The organism is Sphingosinicellaceae bacterium, from assembly GCA_019285715.1.
In the GTDB taxonomy this organism is placed as follows: domain Bacteria; phylum Pseudomonadota; class Alphaproteobacteria; order Sphingomonadales; family Sphingomonadaceae; genus Glacieibacterium.
The window spans coordinates 3,396,158-3,412,410 of sequence record CP079108.1 but is presented as its reverse complement, the minus strand read 5'-3'; the positions used below and the strand labels follow the sequence as shown (position 1 = coordinate 3,412,410).

Sequence of the window (16,253 nt, the reverse complement as noted above, 5' to 3'; positions counted from 1 at the left end):
GGCACGCGCTCGCGGATAACAAGCCCTCGCAACCGCTTGACCCCGCGCCGTCGCGTCGCCATGTAAGCCGGACCAAATCGCTCCGCTTTCCCAAAGCCGCTCCACAAGGAACGCCGTGATCCGCCTCAGCAACCTTGCCGACTATGCCGTGGTGGTGATGACCGCCGCGGCGAAGTGCGACGACCCCCGGCTGTCCGCCGCCGCCGTCGCCGCGCACACCGGCATCCCGGCGCCGACCGTCGCCAAGCTGATGGGCACCCTCGCCAAGCAGGGCCTGCTGGTCTCGACCCGCGGCGTCGCCGGCGGTTTTCATCTTGCCCGCGCCCCCGGGGAAATCAGCGTCGCGGCCATCGTCGAGGCGGTCGACGGTCCGATCGCGCTGACCAATTGCCAGGACGGCGAAGTCTCGTCCTGCGCGCTCGAGGGCAGCTGCGCCGTCCGCGGCCACTGGGGCCCGATCAATCGCGCCGTACGGGACGCTCTGCTGGCGGTGTCGCTTGCCGACCTGCTGCAGCCCGCGCGCATCAAGGCCGGAGTTTTGGCATGAGTGACGACCTCCTTCTCGAATCTGTTCACGAAGATGGGCCCGTCCGCGACGCCGCGGCAATCGCCGCGGTCGACGATCTCGCGACCTACAAATGGGGCTTCGTCTCCGACATCGAATCCGACATGGCGCCCAAGGGCCTGTCGGAGGACACCGTCCGCTACATCAGCGCCAAGAAATCGGAGCCGCAGTGGCTGCTCGATTGGCGCCTGAAGGCGTATCGCCTGTGGCTGACGATGGAGACCCCGGACTGGGCCAAGCTCGACATCGCGCCGATCGACTATCAGGACATGTATTTCTACGCCGCGCCCAAGGCCAAGCCCACATTGGCGTCGCTGGACGAGCTCGACCCCGAGATCCGCCGTACCTACGAAAAGCTCGGCATCCCGATCGAGGAGCAGAAGATGCTCGCGGGTGTCGAGGGCTCGCGCCGGGTGGCGGTCGATGCGGTGTTCGACAGCGTCTCGGTTGCCACGACCTTCCGCGCCGAACTGGAGCGCGCCGGGGTCATCTTCCGCTCGATCAGCGAGGCGGTGAAGGAATACCCGGACCTCGTGCGCAAGTGGCTCGGCTCGGTCGTGCCGCAGCGCGACAATTACTTCGCCTGCCTCAACTCGGCGGTCTTCTCGGACGGTACGTTCGTCTACATCCCGGAAGGCGTCCGCTGCCCGATGGAGCTGTCGACGTATTTCCGCATCAATGCCCAGAACACCGGGCAGTTCGAGCGCACGCTCATTGTGGCCGACAAGGGCAGCCACGTCAGCTACCTCGAGGGCTGCACCGCCCCGATGCGCGACGAGAACCAGCTCCACGCCGCGGTCGTCGAGCTGATCGCGCTCGATGATGCCGAGATCAAATATTCGACCGTGCAGAACTGGTACCCGGGCGATGCCAACGGCGTCGGCGGCATCTACAATTTCGTCACCAAGCGCGCCAACTGCCTCGGCAAGCGGTCGAAGGTGAGCTGGACCCAGGTCGAGACCGGCAGCGCGATCACCTGGAAGTACCCGTCGTGCGTGCTGTCCGGCGACGGCTCGATCGGCGAGTTCTATTCGGTCGCGGTCACCAACAACCGCCAGCAGGCCGACACCGGCACCAAGATGATCCACCTCGGCAAGAACACCCGGAGCACGATCGTCAGCAAGGGCATCAGCGCCGGCCACTCGAACAACACCTATCGCGGGCTGGTCCGCGTTGCGGCGTCGGCCGAGGGCGTCCGCAACTTCACCCAGTGCGACTCGCTGTTGCTCGGTTCGCTGAGCGGTGCCCACACGGTGCCCTATATCGAGGTCCGCAACCCGAGCGCGCAGATCGAGCACGAGGCCACCACCTCCAAGATCAGCGACGACCAGATGTTCTACGCCCAGTCGCGCGGGCTGGACGCCGAGGAAGCCGTCGCGCTGATCGTCAACGGTTTCTGCCGCGAGGTGCTGAAGCAGCTGCCGATGGAGTTCGCGGTCGAGGCGCAGAAGTTGCTCGGGATTTCGCTGGAGGGGAGCGTCGGGTGAGCGTCGACTTTTACGTCGCGAGCGAACAATGGCCGGCTGCTCCCGCGATGCAGAAATGCCTCGCTCAGCATGGCTATCCCGTTAAGCTGAAGCGATTTCCTGTCGCGCGGGACGGGGAGATTGTCGGCGACGGAATACTCGCCGAGGTCGATGGCCAAGACGCATATCTCGAAGGCGAAGTTTACCCGCCTGCGGTCGGCTTGACTGGCGAAAACGCCGAGGACCGAACGGCTGACGTTGGTATGATGAATGAGCGCCTCGCGCAATTTCCGAGCGAGCCGTTCAGGGTTAGTCCGAAACACTATCTCGTAAGCATCCGTATCGGTGGCAGCCCAGCCGAATTTTCTGCGACAGCCTATATTGTCGCTGGTCTTGTCAACTGTTTTGGCGCTTTCGCCTACGAACCGCAGGGCGATACTTACGGCCGCAAAGTTTTTGCTGACGGACTGATTGCGCAAGCGCAGATAATGAAATCATACGTTGGCAACCATGCGAGCAAATAACTTGTTGCCATTGCTTTTGGTTGCTCTCGCTGGCTGCAGCAAGCCCGCACCCACCGCGACCGCCGCCCCTAACCCGACGCAAGCGGCCGCCGATGCAGCCTCGGCTGCCTACGCGACCTGCGTCGACAAGGCCGCGGCCTCCGTCGACATCGCCGCCGACCAGCCCGCTGCCCTGACCGACCGCGCCATGAAGGCATGTATCGCCGAACGCGCCACCGCCGTCGCCAAGGTGCAGGCGGCGGAAATGGCGCGCGGCGGCGACCCAGTGGTCACCGCGGAAGTCGCCGAACGCTCGCTCCGGGTCGCCGACGACGAACTCCGCGACCGCGCCAACGCGACCATCGTCACCCGCAAATATTCCGACAAGAAGGCCAGTTAAGTGCTCGAGATCAACGACCTCCACGCCACCGTCGACGGCAAGTCGATCCTCAACGGGCTGACGCTGACCGTCAACGCGGGCGAGGTTCATGCCATCATGGGGCCGAACGGCGCCGGCAAGTCGACGCTGAGCTACGTCCTCGCAGGCCGTGCCGGCTACGAGGTCACGTCGGGCAGCGTCACCTTCGACGGCCAGGACCTGCTCGCGCTCGAACCGCACCAGCGCGCCGCCGCCGGCCTGTTCCTCGGGCTGCAATATCCGGTCGAGATCCCCGGCGTGTCGAACCTCGCCTTCCTGCGCACCGCCCTCAACGCCCAGCGCAAGCAGCGCGGCGAGGCGGAGGCGTCGGGGGCCGAGTTCATGAAGCTGATCAAGGTCGAGGCCGAGGGCTTCGGCCTGTCGATGGACATGCTCAAGCGGCCGGTCAACGTCGGCTTCTCCGGCGGCGAGAAGAAGCGCAACGAGATGGTCCAGATGGCCGTGCTCGCGCCCAAGCTCGCCGTGCTCGACGAGACCGACTCCGGCCTCGACATCGACGCGCTGCGGGTGGTGTCGGACGGCATCAACCGGCTGCGCTCGCCGACCCGTGCAACGCTGCTGATTACCCACTACCAGCGCCTGCTCGACTATGTCGTCCCCGACCGCGTCCACGTGCTGGTCGCTGGTCGCATCGAGCGCAGCGGCGGCCCGGAGCTCGCTCATGAACTCGAGCGCGAGGGCTATGTGAGGCAGGCGGCATGAGCGCGCTCCCCACCCGCCGCGACGAGGCCTGGCGCTACAGCGATCTGGCCGCGCTCGGCGAGGTCTGGCCGGAAGGCGTTAGTGCCTCCCGCGAGATCGTCGTCGGCGCGGGCGAGACTCGCGTCCTGACCGAGCGGCTGATCGGCGCAGGCTGGCGCAACGACCGCGTCGCGATGTCGGTCGCGACCGGCGGACGGCTCGACCTGAGCATCGTCCAGGCCCGCGATATCGCGTCGGTGACGACCCAGCTGTACACCCTCGACATCGCCGCGGGCGCGTCGGCGCAGCTCGATATCCTCAGCCACGGCAGCCGCTTCGGGCGCATCGCGGTCGAGGTCACGCTCGGCGACGGCGCCGACTTCGCGCTCAACGGCGTCATCCTCGCAAGGGGCGCGCAGACGCTCGAGATCGTCACGACGATGCGCCACGTCGCCCCCAACGCCACCTCGGCGCAGACGGTCCGCACCGTCGTCGACGACCGCGCCGTCGGCAGCTACCTCGGCAAGGTCGCGGTCGCCCGCGATGCGCAGAAGACCGACGCCTCGCAGTCGGTGAAGGCGCTGCTGCTCGCCCGCACCGCGACCGCCAACGCCAAGCCCGAGCTCGAAATCTACGCCGACGACGTCAAATGCGCCCACGGCGCGACCGTCGGCGAGCTCAACCGCGACGCCCTGTTCTACCTGCAAAGCCGCGGCGTCGACCCGGCGGCAGCGAAGGCGCTGCTGACCCGCGCGTTCATTGGCGACGCGCTCGACGGCGTACGCGACGAGGCCATGCGCGAGGCGATGATGGACGAGGCGATCGGGTGGCTGGAGCAGACGTCGTGATGGACGCCCGCTTTTCCCCCTCCCCTTCAGGGGAGGGGCGCGGAGAGACGGCGCCCTTTAGCCCCGGCCCCGGGGGTGGGTCCTTCGCCACAAACCCGGAGACCCCCACCCGCGGGCCGGCTTCGCCGTCTCTCGCACCCTCCCCTAAAGGGGAGAGTAGACGCGCCGATTTCCCTGGCCTCGCCGACGGTTGGGCCTACCTCGACTCCGCCGCAACCGCGCAGAAGCCGGGCGTGGTAATCGACGCGATCGCCCGCGCTTACGGCCCCGAATACGCGACCGTCCACCGCGGCGTGTACGCGCGCTCCGCCACCATGACCGAGCGTTTCGAGGCGGCTCGCCAGACCGTGGCCAGCTTCATCAACGCCCGCAGCGCATCGGAAGTGGTGTTCGTCCGCGGCGCGACCGAGGCGATCAACCTGGTCGCCAATTCCTGGGGCAACAGCCTGAAGGCCGGCGACCGCATCGTCATCTCGGCGCTCGAGCATCACAGTAATATTGTGCCGTGGCAGCTACTTAGGGACAGGACTGGCATCGAGATCGACGTCGCCCCGCTGACCGCCGACCACCGCATCGACGAAGACGCGCTGATCGCATTACTGCGTATAAGCACAAAGTTAGTATCAATTGCCCACGTCTCCAACGTCCTCGGCAGCGTCGCCGACATCGGGCGGATCGCCGCCGCCGCACACGCTGTCGGAGCCAAGCTGCTCGTCGACGGCTGCCAGGCCGCGCCGCGCATCGCCATCGACGTGCAGGCCTCGGGTGCCGACTTCTACGTCTTCTCGGGCCACAAGCTCTACGGTCCGACCGGCATCGGCGTGCTGTGGGCGCGGGGCGAGCTCCTTGACGCCATGCCGCCGTGGCAGGGCGGCGGCTCGATGATCGAGACGGTGACCTTCGAGCGCTCGACCTACGCGCCCGCACCGCAGCGTTTCGAGGCGGGCACTCCGCACATCGTCGGAGCGATCGGGCTGGCGGCGGCGATCGACTACGTCGACGCGATCGGGCTCGACGTCATCGACGCGCACGAACGCCGTCTGGCTATGCTGGCGCGCGACGGCCTGCGCCACTTCAACTCGGTCCGCGTGTTCGGACCGGAGGAGTCCGCCGGCATCGTCTCGTTCGCGCTCGACGGGGTGCATCCCCACGACATCGGCACTATCTTGGACGAGAGCGGCGTCGCCATCCGCGCCGGCCACCACTGCGCACAGCCCTTGATGGGCGTGCTCGGGGTACCGGCAACGGCGCGGGCGAGCTTCGCGGTCTACAACGGCGACGACGATGTCGAGCGGCTGCTCGACGGTATGAAGCGCGTAACGAGGATTTTCGGATGAACGAGCGGACGTTCAGCATCGAGGAAGTCGAGGCTGCCCCTGAGGTCGCCAAGGCTCCGGCGGTCGGCAGTAGTTCTATGGATGCGCCCGTCGGCGGGGCACGCGAGCCCGACTTCCTCGAAGGCTTCCTGCGCACCAAGCCAGCCGAGGCCTCCTCCGACGGCCCCGGTAGCGAGCTGTACGAGAACGTCATCGAGGCGCTGCGGTCGATCTACGACCCGGAAATCCCGGTCAACATCTATGACCTCGGCCTGATCTACGGGGTCGATCTCGACGAGGGCCACGCGGTCGTCTCAATGACGCTGACCACGCCCAACTGCCCGGTCGCCGAGACCATGCCGGGCGAGGTCGAGATGCGCGTAATGAGCGTGCCCGGTATTGCGACCGCCGAAGTCAACCTCGTCTGGGATCCTGCCTGGGACCCGGGCAAGATGTCCGACGAGGCCAAGCTCGAAATGGGGATGCTCTGATGGACGCCGCCGTCATCACTGCGCCGCGTGTCCGTCGCGAGCGGCCCGCGCCGATCCTGGTCACGCCGAATGCCGTCGAGCGCATCGCGGCGCTCATGGCGAAGGCTCCCGAAGGCACGGCCGGCGTTCGCCTGACAACGCCGAAGCGCGGTTGCTCGGGCCTTGCCTACGACCTGTCCTACGTCGCCGAGCCCAAGCCCGGTGACGAGGCGGTGCCGACGCCCGCCGGCACGCTATACGTCGACGGTGGCTCGCTGATGTACCTGATCGGCAGCACGATGGACTGGCGCGAGGACGACTTCACCGCGGCATTCGTGTTCACCAACCCCAACGCCAAGGGGAGCTGCGGGTGCGGGGAAAGCTTTACCGTCTAGCGCCGATGCTGCTGCTCGTTGCCCTGGGGGGTTGCGTGTCGACCGCGGTCGCCGTGGTCAAGGCACCGTTCCAGGTCGCGGGCTGGACCGTCGACAAGCTGACCGTCAGCCAGTCCGAGGCTGATCGCAACCGGGGGCGGCGTGAGCGCCATCTCGGGGAAGACCAGGCCAAGCACGACCGCAAGATGGCGAAGGAACGCCGCAAGGCGGAGCGCGAGGCGCGGAACGACCGGTAGGGGAGGGGCTGGCTGCGCGCTCTCGGGTGCAGAGAGTCAGAAAGGCAAAAAAAGAGCCACGGCAAAGCCGCGGCTGACTTCGGACGAATTTAGCGGCACCGCCGCTAACTAGCCGGCCGGTCTTGCGCGAGTCCGCGCGCAGCAGACGAACGCTAAGTGCGTTCCTTCTGCTGCGCGCGGCCGCGCTGCGACCTACTTCAGGTGCTGCGCCAGGTACTTGTTCATTTCGAACATCGTGCACTTGTCGCGCCCGAAAACCTTCTTCAGCTTGGCGTCGGCAAGGATTTCGCGCTTGTCGGCCGGGTTCTGGAGGTTGTGCTTCCGGATATAGTCCCAGACCTTGCTGACGACCTGGCCGCGCGGCAACTGACCGGCACCGACGATCTCGGCGAGTTCAGGCGACGGCGTCAGTGGCTTCTGCAGGGCATCCATGTTGCGCGCCGGCTTCGGTGCCGACGGATCCTTGGCGGCCTTGGGGGCCTTTACCGCAGCCTTGGCTGCGGGCTTTTTCGGTGGTGATGCCATTGAACTCCCCTCGTTCCCTTATCGGTCGCTATGGCGAGCCGCCGAAGCTGGCGACCCGTCCGCGTCCTGGGTGAAACCTTAGCGTAACGGGAACGCCACGCAATGCCGCAACGGACTGATTCGACCGATTCTACCTAGGTAAATCGCTCGGTTCAGCGCGGCGCGATGACCATCAGCATCTGACGGCCTTCCATCTTGGGCAATTGCTCGACCTTGGCATAGTCCGCTGCGTCGTCGCGAACCCGCTCGAGCAGGCGCAACCCGAGCTCGCCGTGGCTCAGTTCGCGGCCCCGGAAGCGCAGCGTCAGCTTGACCTTGTCGCCCTCCTCGATGAAGCGCGCGACGGCCTTCATCTTGGTGTCGTAATCGTGGTCGTCGATGTTCGGACGCATCTTGATTTCCTTGATCTCCTGCGTCTTCTGGTTCTTGCGGGCGGCAGCGGCCTTTTTCTGGGCCTCGTACTTGAACTTGCCGACATCGAGGATCTTGCACACTGGCGGATCGGCGCCCGGCGACACTTCGACGAGGTTGAGGCCAACCTCGTGGGCAGTGGCGATCGCTTCCTTGGTGTAGAGGACGCCGAGATTTTCGCCGTCCTGATCGATCACGCGCACCTTGGGTGCGGTGATGAATTCGTCGTAGCGCGGGCCGTTCATCGGCGCGGGCGCGTTCATATTGCGGCGCGGGGGCGGTGGTATGGCAGTGTCTCCTGGGTGACGTAGCTTCGCTATGTAATGCGAATCGCGTCCCGGCGAAAGGGCGATAGGCTTGGCGAACGTTCCGCCCGCGCATATTCTCCCACCATGGCCGGTGTCGACCCCATCGTCACGCTCGAGCACCGCCACGGCGACGACTGGTGGCGCTTCAGCCGGCGGGCCGCACCCGCAGCCTTCTGCCCGCATGTCGTGAGCAATGTCGACTATGCCGAGACGACGCGCTCGTTCAACGTGCGGCGCGAGCTGCCGCATCCGGCCCCGGTTCTCATCGTCAACCTCGGAGAGCCGATAGGCATCGTCGACGGCTTCGGCATCCGCCATGTCTTCGGCGCCGGCGAGGGCTTCATCGCGGGTCTCCACGAGCGCTTCGCCCTGTCGGAAAGCGGCGGCAGCCAGGCTGGCGTACAGGTCGCGCTGTCACCGCTCGGCGCGATTCGACTGCTCGGCGTGCCGCTCGGCAGGCTGGCCGGTGAGGTTGCCGGGCTGGCGGCGGTGCTCGGCAGCGTGGTCGCGCGCGAGCTCGGCGCGCGTCTCGTCGAGGCCGCCGACACGGAGGCGCGCTTTGCCTTGCTCGAACGGTTCGTCGGCGATCGCCTCGGTCGCGCCCGCGACGCCGACAGCGCCGTCGAGTGGGCGTGGACACAATTGACCGCCGACCCGCTCCAGTCGGTCGGCGCACTGGCGCTGGCGACCGGCATCAGCCAGCGTCACTTCATCGCGCGTTTTCGCGAGCAGGTCGGCCTGCCCCCCAAGGCGTTCGCGCAGGTCGTGCGCTTCGACAGGCTGATCAAGCGGGTCGAGGGCGGGGCGCTCGACTGGACGACGCGGGCGCTCGACGCGGGCTATTTCGACCAGCCCCACATGCTCCGCGATTTCCGACGCTATGCCGGGATGACGCCGCGGGCGTGGCTGGCGGCAACGCTGCCGGGCGGCGGCGGCCTGGCCGAGCGCTGAGGTCAATTCCGTCCAAGCGGGCGGAGCTTGGTGCCGATTAAGTCACTCCCACAACCAAGGAACCTGCCATGCGCCACGCGATCATCCCGACCCTGCAATACGCGGACGCCCACGCGGCGATCGACTTTCTGGTGACGGCGTTCGGCTTCACCCGCCACGCGGTCTACGACGACGGTGCCGGCGGCGTCGCACACGCGCAGCTGCTGCTCGACGACAACATGGTGATGGTCTCGACGCTGCGTCCCGGCAACATCTACGGCATCGATACACCCGCGAAGCTCGGCGGCGTCACCGGCTCGATCTCGGTCAGCCTCGACGATCCCGACGCCCACTACGCCCGGGCAGTGGCTGCCGGAGCCGATATTATTGTGGGCGTCAAGGACCAGGATTACGGCGGTCGCAGCTACGACGTCCGCGATCCCGGCGGTCACGTGTGGACCTTCGGGAGCTACGATCCGTGGGCGGTCTAAGTCTGTTCACCTCGGTTGCGGCGCTCCTCACTCACCGCTCTCCGCCGTCATGCTGGCGAACGCCAGCACCCACGTTGGTGCGAGACGCGGGGGTGGGGGCTTGCACCACGCTGGGTGCTGGCGTTCGCCAGCATAATGCGCGCGGTCACAGGCCGCACGACACGGCCGTTGGCGCCGCCCGCAGTGCCGGAATTCACCGCTGTCCTACATCTCACCTGACTGGTACAATGAGGGATCGCCTAAGTCTTAGACCGTGATCTTTCTCATCGTTTGAGACCGCGAAACCATTGAATCTACGACCATCTCAGCACACTGCTCGACACGCTCGCCGAATTTGCAAAACACTCGAGGGTCTCAACTCTGACAACTCTCGTTCATATTCGCCGGCCTGATTGCGATCCCCCGGCCTCGGGGTGACCGATGATGGCGTCACTTCGACAGCCCGAGCACGCCTGTCCGACCCGGCACCTAGCCCTTCAACTGTCCCGCGATCGACTTTGCCGTCTTCGCCCCATACGGCGGCTTGAAGCCGGCGACGCCAGCCACGTCGATCTTCGGCTGGGTGTAGATCGCCTTGGCGTGGCTGAAGGCGCGGAAGCCGTCGAGGCCGTGGTAGCTGCCCATCCCGGATGGGCCGACGCCGCCGAACGGCAGGTCTTCCATCGAGACGTGGAAGACGACGTCGTTGACGGTGACGCCGCCCGAGATCGTCCGGTCGAGCACGGCGCGCTGCTCGCCCGCATCCTCGCCGAACCAGTACAGGCCGAGCGGCCGGTCGTGGGCGTTGACGTAGTCGATCGCGCCCTCGAGCTTATCGTAGGCCATCACCGGCAGCAGCGGCCCGAAGATCTCCTCCTGCATCACCGTCATGTCCTCGGTGACGCCCTGCAGGATGTGGAGCGGCATCTTGTTGGTGTTCTGCTTGGTGAAGTCCTCGTTCGCCGGGTTGACGACGGTTACCTTCGCCCCTTTGGCGGTGGCGTCGGCGACGTGCGCCTCGAGCCGCTCGCGGTGCCGGGCGCCCATGACGCTGGTGTAGTCGGGGTTCGACAGCAGCGTCGGGTACATCGTCGCGACCGCCGCCTTCAGGCCGTCGACGATCTTCGCCTCGTCCTCGCGCGGCACCAGCAGATAGTCGGGCGCGAGGCAGATCTGCCCGGCATTCATCATCTTGCCGAGCGCGATCCGCTCGGTCGTCCGCGCCGTGTTGGCGCTGCGCGACACGATCGTCGGCGACTTGCCGCCGAGTTCGAGGGTCAGCGGCACCAGGTTCTTTGCCGCCGCCGCCATGACGTGCCGGCCGATCGCGGTGCTGCCGGTAAAGATCAGGTGGTCGAAGGGCAATTCGCTGAACGCGCGGCCGAGCTCAGGGCCGCCGGTAACGACCGCGACCTCGGCCTCGTCGAAGGCGGCAGCGATCAGCTCCTTCATCAGCGCCGAGGTCACCGGCGTGAACTCCGACGGCTTGATCATCGCCCGGTTGCCTGCCGCGAGCACGCCCGCCAGTGGCGCGAAGGTCAGGTTGACCGGGAAATTCCACGGGCTGATGATCCCGATGACGCCCTTCGGCTGGAACTCGACCCGCGCCCGCGCCCCGAGCAGCCCGAGAGGGAACATCACGGCGCGCTTCTCTGGTTTCGACCACGCCTCGAAGTGCTTCAGCGCGTGCTTCAGCGGCCCGACCGAGGCGACGATATCGGTCATCATCGACATCGGCACCGAGCGGTGGCCGAAGTCCTCCGACAGCGCCGCTGCGAACCGGTCCTTGCCGGCGATGACGAGGGCAATGGCGCGCTTCAGCCGGTCCTTGCGTACCGCGGCGGTGACCGGCAGCTCGGCGGTGAAGGCGGCACGCTGGCGGTGGAGGAGGGCCAGCATGGCCGCCGCATCGCGCTCGTCCCAGGCCTGCGGTGTGGCCGCGGTGACCGTCTTCGCTGCCGTTGCCATCGTCATCTCCCCAGATTTGAGCGGCACTCTACGCGCGCCTTCAACCCGTGCAAGGAACCATCTCGGTCCACCGCGCGTGTCAGCGCCGCATGACCGATCGTTACGACGCCCACGCCTTGCTCGACCTCCTCGGTGCGCTTGATGCTACCGACTACCGCTTCGTCGCACCGACCCCGGCCACTCATGCGCGGATCATGGCGCGCAGTGCCGTCGGCTACGACCTCCGTGACCTGCTCGGCTGGAGCCGCACGGTGCCGCCCGGGGACCTCCCTGCCGCGGTCCGCGACATCCTCCAGCGTACGGGCGCGATCACGGAAACCGCCCAGGGTTGGCGCAGCAGCATCCGGGTGTCGCGGCTACGCGGCCGGCTGTTTCTCCACTCCGCCTATCCGACCAGCGACGGCGACGCCGTCTTCTTTGGTCCCGACAGCTACCGGTTTGCCGATTTCATTGTCGAGGAACTGGCGCGCGACTCGTTGTGCCGCACCGTGATCGACGTCGGTACCGGCAGCGGTGTCGGTCTGACCGTCGCCGCAAGCCTAGCCTTGCCGGCGCGGCTGGTGATGACCGACATAAACGGCGCGGCGCTCGAGCTGGCGCGGGTCAATGCGCGCTACGCCAATCTCGAGGTCGAGGCGCTCGAGGGCGACGCGCTGGCAGGGTTCAAAGCGCCGATCGACCTCGCGCTGGCGAACCCGCCGTTCATCATCGACGAGGCCAAGCGCGCCTATCGCCACGGCGGCGACCGGCTCGGTTCGCAACTGTCGCTCGACATGGCGGCCGCGATCGCCGCACGGCTCGCTCCCGGCGGTCGCCTGCTGCTCTACACCGGGACCGCCATCGTCGGCGGCATCGACGGCTTCCGCGCCGACCTGGCCGAAGCGATGGCAGCGGCGGGGTGCACACTTCGCTACCGCGAGCTCGATCCTGACATCTTTGGCGAGGAGCTCGACCGGCCCGTCTATGCCCGTGCCGGGGTCGAGCGCATCGCCGCTGTCGGCGCGATAGCCACACGTCCCGGCTGATCGACACGACGCCAGCCTGTTTATACGACGCCGCCTGACAGCGACCGCCAAACTCGCTAGGACCGGGAAAAGTTCAGGGCGGGGAACGGCATGCGACTGCGAAATTGGGTCTTGGCGGCGGCGCTGCTGGCGTCGTCGGCACCCGCACTGGCGGGACCATTCGCCGACGTCGGCGACAAGCAGCTGCGCCAGGACGTTGACCTGCTCAAGGCCGCCGGCCTTATCCGCGGACCGGTCGATTCGTGGCCGCTGCCGTGGGAGCAGATCGAGCCGGCGCTCGACAATGCCCGCGACGGGCGCGCCCTCGACCCCTATCTCGACGCGGCGGTGTCGCGGCTCGAGAAGCTCGACGATTTCGCCCGCAAGCGGGTGACGATCGAAGCCAATGTCCGCGCCACCAGCGGCGTCGCGACAGCACGCGACTTCGGCAGCGAGGCACGCGGCAAGGCCGACGTCTCGGGCGCCGTGTCGTTCAACACCGACGTCGTCAGTGTCACTTTGGGTGCCGGCTACCGCAGTGGTAACCAGGTCGGCCCGCACTATAACTTCGAGCCGAGCGAGGTCTCCGTGCGCCTCGGTAACTGGGCGGTCTACGGCGGCTATACCGAGCAATGGTACGGCCCCGGCCACGACGGCGCCCTGCTGTTCTCGAACTCGGCGCGACCCTTCCCCAAGGTCGGCATCAAGCGCCTGATGCCATACCCGATCGATTTCCCGGTGCTGCGCTGGCTCGGGCCAATGCGCTTTGAGATCTTCGCCGGCGTATTGAATGGCCCGCGCGCCGACTACCGCAACATCATCACGGTCGGCTCGCGCCTCAGCTTCGAGCCGGCGCGGGGTCTCGAGATCGGACTCAACCGCGCCCAGCAGCTTTGTGGTCAGGGCCACGCCTGCGGCTTCAAGCAGATCAGCAACTCATTCATTGGTATCGGCAATGCCGATAATCCCACCAGCGGCACCCTCAAGGACTATCTCGCCCAGGCCGGCAACCAGCTCGCTGGCTACGACGCAAGCTATGTCCGGCGCTTCGGCAAAGTCTCGGCCAAGCTGTATTTCGAGGTCGAAGCCGAGGACTTCCAGCATATCATCCTCGAGCAATACGCGCGGCAGGTCGGCGGTACCTTCTCCGGGCCATGGGGCAGCAAGGGTGTCAGCTGGCAGTTCAACATCGAATACGCAGACACGCTCGCGAGCCAGCTGTTCCACGGCACACCCCTGGAGAATGCCCTGAAGAGCCGCCGCCGTTACCCTTTCTCGCTGTACAACAACTCGCTCTATACCGACGGGTTCACCTATCGGGCCCAGCCGATCGGCTACTGGACCGACGGCGACAGCCGCAACCTAGTTGCGGCTTTCTCACTGACCGATACCAAGAATCGGCGCTGGTATGCGTCGGCGCGCAAGGTCGACCTCAACCTGTTCAGCCTCGGCGACCCGCCCCTGCCGATCTTCATTCAGGGCGTGCAGTTCGGGTCCTTTAGTTACCGAGTATCGCGCGATCATGAAAAGTTCGCGCTGCTAACGACCGGCGCAGAAGTTCCGACGGCCTATGGGGACGTTGGGCTAGAGGTCCGTTACCAGACCGATTCACCCAATACTCCCGGTCGGCGCGATGCGAATGCGCAGATCGAGGCGAGCTACCGGATGCGGTTCTGAGCCCGAAACGACGACATCCCCGCTCTCGCGGGGATGTCGGGTAGTCGAGCCTGAATATTCAAACCTGCGGTGCAGGCTCCCCGAAGCCGCCGCGGCGACCCGTCTTGGGGATTGCCGATACGCCGATCGGGGTTGGTGCGGCGAGCCGCCCGATCGTCGCGGCGCGGTCGACCGTCTCGCCCGCCAGCACGCGCTTGATCTCGTCGCCCGACAATGTCTCGAGTTCGAGCAGGGCAGCCGCCAGCCTGTGCAGTTGGTCGATGTTTTCGGTCAGCACATGCTTGGCTCGGTCGTAGCCGGCGATGACGATGGCCTTGACCTCGGCGTCAATCATCCGAGCCGTTTCCTCCGACACGTTCTGCGTCCGGGTCACCGAGTGGCCGAGGAACACTTCCTCTTGGTTGTCGCCGTACTTGAGCGGCCCGAGCTTGTCGGACATGCCCCACTGGGTGACCATGTTCTTGGCGAGGTCGGTGGCGTAGCTGATGTCCGACGACGCGCCCGACGACACCTTGTCGTGCCCGAAGATGACTTCCTCGGCGACGCGCCCGCCCATCGAGACCGACAGGTTCGCGTACATCTTGTCGCGATGGTAGCTGTAGTTGTCGCGCTCAGGCAGGCGCATCACCATGCCCAGCGCACGGCCGCGCGGGATGATCGTCGCCTTGTGGATCGGGTCGCTGGCCGCCTCGTGCATCGAGACTACGGCATGGCCGGCCTCATGATAGGCGGTCATCTTTTTCTCATCGTCGGTCATCACCATCGACTTGCGCTCGACGCCCATCAGGACCTTGTCCTTGGCATCCTCGAACTCGGCCATTGCGACCAGTCGCTTGCCGCGACGGGCCGCAAGCAACGCTGCCTCGTTAACGAGGTTGGCGAGGTCCGCACCCGAGAAGCCCGGGGTGCCGCGCGCGATGACGCGCGGATTTACGTCGGGCGCGAGCGGCACCTTGCGCATATGGACGGCAAGAATCTTCTCGCGGCCCTCGATGTCGGGACGGCCGACCACTACCTGGCGGTCGAAGCGGCCCGGACGCAGCAGCGCGGGGTCGAGAACGTCGGGGCGGTTGGTTGCCGCGACGATGATGATGCCTTCGTTGGCGTCGAAGCCGTCCATTTCGACAAGCAGCTGGTTCAACGTCTGCTCGCGTTCGTCGTTGCCACCGCCCAGGCCGGCACCGCGTGAGCGACCAACAGCGTCGATCTCGTCGATGAAGATGATGCAGGGCGACGACTTCTTGGCCTGCTCGAACATGTCGCGGACCCGGCTTGCGCCGACGCCGACGAACATCTCGACGAAGTCGGAGCCCGAGATGTTGAAGAACGGCACATTGGCTTCACCGGCGATGGCGCGCGCCAGCAGCGTCTTGCCGGTGCCCGGAGGGCCGACGAGCAGCGCACCCTTCGGAATCTTGCCGCCGAGACGGTGGAATTTCTGCGGGTCCTTGAGGAAATCGACGATCTCCTGAAGTTCCTCGCGCGCCTCGTCGATGCCGGCGACGTCCTCGAACGTGACGCGACCTTCCTTCGGGACGAGCAGCTTGGCGCGCGACTTGCCGAAGCCCATCGCGCCGCGCCCGGTGCCATTCTGCATCTGGCGCATGACGAAGATCCAGATGCCGATCATCAGGACGAACGGCAGCATCGAGAGCAGCAGCTGCGCCAGGAAGCCACGCTGCTCCTCGGGCTTGGCATCGAAATGCACGCCCTTGGCGCGGAGCTTCTCGATCAGCTGCGGGTCGCCCATCGGCGGGATGGTGGTGCGGAACGCCTCGTCGCCGGTGGTCCGGCCCTGGATGTCGCCGCCACGGAACTCGACGCCCTTGACGCTGCCCTCGTCGACCTTGGTCAGGAAGTCGGAATAAGCGAGCGCCGAGCCGGTTGCGCTCGTGGACGGCCCCTGCAGGACGTTCACGACGACGACCAGCGCGAGCAGGATCGCTGCCCATAGGCCGATACTCTTCAACCAGGGCGACTGTGGACGCTTGGGTTCGTTCATCGGGCGGACTTTCGGAACAGGCAGGACGCACTCATGTAC

The 16,253-nt window shown here is 66.4% G+C and carries 18 protein-coding genes; 14 read left to right on the top strand and 4 right to left on the bottom strand.

Features of this window, described 5'->3' with window-relative positions:
- Positions 1-118 precede the first annotated feature (118 nt).
- Genes KX816_15595 through KX816_15550 form a run of 10 tightly spaced genes read left to right on the top strand, consistent with a single transcriptional unit; the run spans position 119 to position 6,919 of the window.
- Complete coding sequence (locus KX816_15595) at positions 119-547, top strand: SUF system Fe-S cluster assembly regulator (GenBank protein QXQ08613.1); 429 nt, start codon at positions 119-121, stop codon at positions 545-547.
- On the top strand, positions 544-2,052 hold the full coding sequence (gene sufB, locus KX816_15590; protein QXQ05636.1) for a Fe-S cluster assembly protein SufB: 1,509 nt from the start codon (positions 544-546) through the stop codon (positions 2,050-2,052). The genes KX816_15595 and sufB overlap by 4 nt, the downstream gene beginning before the upstream one ends.
- Positions 2,049-2,555 (top strand): hypothetical protein, encoded by a 507-nt coding sequence (locus tag KX816_15585; protein QXQ05635.1) that lies wholly within the window; start codon positions 2,049-2,051, stop codon positions 2,553-2,555. The genes sufB and KX816_15585 overlap by 4 nt, the downstream gene beginning before the upstream one ends.
- Before the next feature lie 4 nt (positions 2,556-2,559).
- Positions 2,560-2,934: a hypothetical protein gene (locus tag KX816_15580; protein QXQ05634.1), complete on the top strand. Its 375-nt coding sequence runs from the start codon at positions 2,560-2,562 to the stop codon at positions 2,932-2,934.
- On the top strand, positions 2,935-3,675 hold the full coding sequence (sufC, locus tag KX816_15575; protein ID QXQ05633.1) for a Fe-S cluster assembly ATPase SufC: 741 nt from the start codon (positions 2,935-2,937) through the stop codon (positions 3,673-3,675).
- Positions 3,672-4,502 carry a SufD family Fe-S cluster assembly protein gene (locus KX816_15570; GenBank protein QXQ05632.1) on the top strand — a complete coding sequence of 277 codons (831 nt, stop codon included), beginning with the start codon at positions 3,672-3,674 and terminating at the stop codon, positions 4,500-4,502. The genes sufC and KX816_15570 overlap by 4 nt, the downstream gene beginning before the upstream one ends.
- Positions 4,502-5,839 carry a cysteine desulfurase gene (locus tag KX816_15565; protein QXQ08612.1) on the top strand — a complete coding sequence of 446 codons (1,338 nt, stop codon included), beginning with the start codon at positions 4,502-4,504 and terminating at the stop codon, positions 5,837-5,839. The genes KX816_15570 and KX816_15565 overlap by 1 nt, the downstream gene beginning before the upstream one ends.
- Positions 5,836-6,309, top strand: a complete 474-nt coding sequence (locus KX816_15560) for an SUF system Fe-S cluster assembly protein (GenBank protein QXQ05631.1) — start codon at positions 5,836-5,838, stop codon at positions 6,307-6,309. The genes KX816_15565 and KX816_15560 overlap by 4 nt, the downstream gene beginning before the upstream one ends.
- The gene (locus KX816_15555) at positions 6,309-6,683 is read left to right on the top strand and encodes an iron-sulfur cluster assembly accessory protein (GenBank protein QXQ05630.1); all 375 of its coding nucleotides are present in this window, start codon (positions 6,309-6,311) and stop codon (positions 6,681-6,683) included. The genes KX816_15560 and KX816_15555 overlap by 1 nt, the downstream gene beginning before the upstream one ends.
- 5 nt (positions 6,684-6,688) lie before the next feature.
- Positions 6,689-6,919 carry a hypothetical protein gene (locus KX816_15550; protein ID QXQ05629.1) on the top strand — a complete coding sequence of 77 codons (231 nt, stop codon included), beginning with the start codon at positions 6,689-6,691 and terminating at the stop codon, positions 6,917-6,919.
- A 192-nt stretch (positions 6,920-7,111) separates the two neighbouring features.
- On the opposite strand, the gene KX816_15545 is transcribed toward KX816_15550, so the two are convergent.
- Both KX816_15545 and infC read right to left on the bottom strand, forming a co-directional pair.
- Positions 7,112-7,351, bottom strand: coding sequence for an SWIB/MDM2 domain-containing protein (locus tag KX816_15545; protein QXQ08611.1), 240 nt, complete (start codon positions 7,349-7,351; stop codon positions 7,112-7,114).
- Between the two features lie 245 nt (positions 7,352-7,596).
- Positions 7,597-8,118, bottom strand: coding sequence for a translation initiation factor IF-3 (gene infC, locus KX816_15540; GenBank protein ID QXQ05628.1), 522 nt, complete (start codon positions 8,116-8,118; stop codon positions 7,597-7,599).
- A gap of 129 nt (positions 8,119-8,247) precedes the next feature.
- On the opposite strand from infC, the gene KX816_15535 reads away from it, so the two are divergent.
- Both KX816_15535 and KX816_15530 read left to right on the top strand, forming a co-directional pair.
- Positions 8,248-9,114: a helix-turn-helix domain-containing protein gene (locus tag KX816_15535; GenBank protein ID QXQ05627.1), complete on the top strand. Its 867-nt coding sequence runs from the start codon at positions 8,248-8,250 to the stop codon at positions 9,112-9,114.
- A 68-nt stretch (positions 9,115-9,182) separates the two neighbouring features.
- Positions 9,183-9,584: a VOC family protein gene (locus KX816_15530; protein QXQ05626.1), complete on the top strand. Its 402-nt coding sequence runs from the start codon at positions 9,183-9,185 to the stop codon at positions 9,582-9,584.
- A 468-nt stretch (positions 9,585-10,052) separates the two neighbouring features.
- On the opposite strand, the gene KX816_15525 is transcribed toward KX816_15530, so the two are convergent.
- Positions 10,053-11,537 (bottom strand): coniferyl aldehyde dehydrogenase, encoded by a 1,485-nt coding sequence (locus KX816_15525; GenBank protein ID QXQ05625.1) that lies wholly within the window; start codon positions 11,535-11,537, stop codon positions 10,053-10,055.
- Positions 11,538-11,620: 83 nt separating this feature from the next.
- On the opposite strand from KX816_15525, the gene KX816_15520 reads away from it, so the two are divergent.
- Both KX816_15520 and KX816_15515 read left to right on the top strand, forming a co-directional pair.
- Positions 11,621-12,556: a methyltransferase gene (locus KX816_15520; GenBank protein QXQ05624.1), complete on the top strand. Its 936-nt coding sequence runs from the start codon at positions 11,621-11,623 to the stop codon at positions 12,554-12,556.
- Positions 12,557-12,646: 90 nt separating this feature from the next.
- A complete protein-coding gene (locus tag KX816_15515) occupies positions 12,647-14,212 on the top strand; it encodes a capsule assembly Wzi family protein (GenBank protein QXQ05623.1) in 1,566 nt (521 codons plus the stop codon).
- Positions 14,213-14,270: 58 nt separating this feature from the next.
- Here KX816_15515 and ftsH read toward each other — a convergent pair whose 3' ends face one another.
- Positions 14,271-16,214 carry an ATP-dependent zinc metalloprotease FtsH gene (gene ftsH, locus KX816_15510; protein QXQ05622.1) on the bottom strand — a complete coding sequence of 648 codons (1,944 nt, stop codon included), beginning with the start codon at positions 16,212-16,214 and terminating at the stop codon, positions 14,271-14,273.
- Positions 16,215-16,253: the final 39 nt, after the last annotated feature.

What these genes read in the sequence shown, in the direction of transcription:
- sufB (QXQ05636.1), top strand. Translation starts at nt 544, where the DNA reads ATGAGTGACGACCTCCTTCTCGAATCTGTTCACGAAGATGGGCCCGTC.
- KX816_15570 (QXQ05632.1), top strand. Translation starts at nt 3,672, where the DNA reads ATGAGCGCGCTCCCCACCCGCCGCGACGAGGCCTGGCGCTACAGCGAT.
- KX816_15565 (QXQ08612.1), top strand. Translation starts at nt 4,502, where the DNA reads ATGGACGCCCGCTTTTCCCCCTCCCCTTCAGGGGAGGGGCGCGGAGAG.
- KX816_15560 (QXQ05631.1), top strand. Translation starts at nt 5,836, where the DNA reads ATGAACGAGCGGACGTTCAGCATCGAGGAAGTCGAGGCTGCCCCTGAG.
- KX816_15555 (QXQ05630.1), top strand. Translation starts at nt 6,309, where the DNA reads ATGGACGCCGCCGTCATCACTGCGCCGCGTGTCCGTCGCGAGCGGCCC.
- KX816_15550 (QXQ05629.1), top strand. Translation starts at nt 6,689, where the DNA reads ATGCTGCTGCTCGTTGCCCTGGGGGGTTGCGTGTCGACCGCGGTCGCC.
- KX816_15545 (QXQ08611.1), bottom strand. Translation starts at nt 7,351, where the DNA reads ATGGATGCCCTGCAGAAGCCACTGACGCCGTCGCCTGAACTCGCCGAG.
- infC (QXQ05628.1), bottom strand. Translation starts at nt 8,118, where the DNA reads ATGAACGCGCCCGCGCCGATGAACGGCCCGCGCTACGACGAATTCATC.
- KX816_15535 (QXQ05627.1), top strand. Translation starts at nt 8,248, where the DNA reads ATGGCCGGTGTCGACCCCATCGTCACGCTCGAGCACCGCCACGGCGAC.
- KX816_15530 (QXQ05626.1), top strand. Translation starts at nt 9,183, where the DNA reads ATGCGCCACGCGATCATCCCGACCCTGCAATACGCGGACGCCCACGCG.
- KX816_15525 (QXQ05625.1), bottom strand. Translation starts at nt 11,537, where the DNA reads ATGACGATGGCAACGGCAGCGAAGACGGTCACCGCGGCCACACCGCAG.
- KX816_15520 (QXQ05624.1), top strand. Translation starts at nt 11,621, where the DNA reads ATGACCGATCGTTACGACGCCCACGCCTTGCTCGACCTCCTCGGTGCG.
- KX816_15515 (QXQ05623.1), top strand. Translation starts at nt 12,647, where the DNA reads ATGCGACTGCGAAATTGGGTCTTGGCGGCGGCGCTGCTGGCGTCGTCG.
- ftsH (QXQ05622.1), bottom strand. Translation starts at nt 16,214, where the DNA reads ATGAACGAACCCAAGCGTCCACAGTCGCCCTGGTTGAAGAGTATCGGC.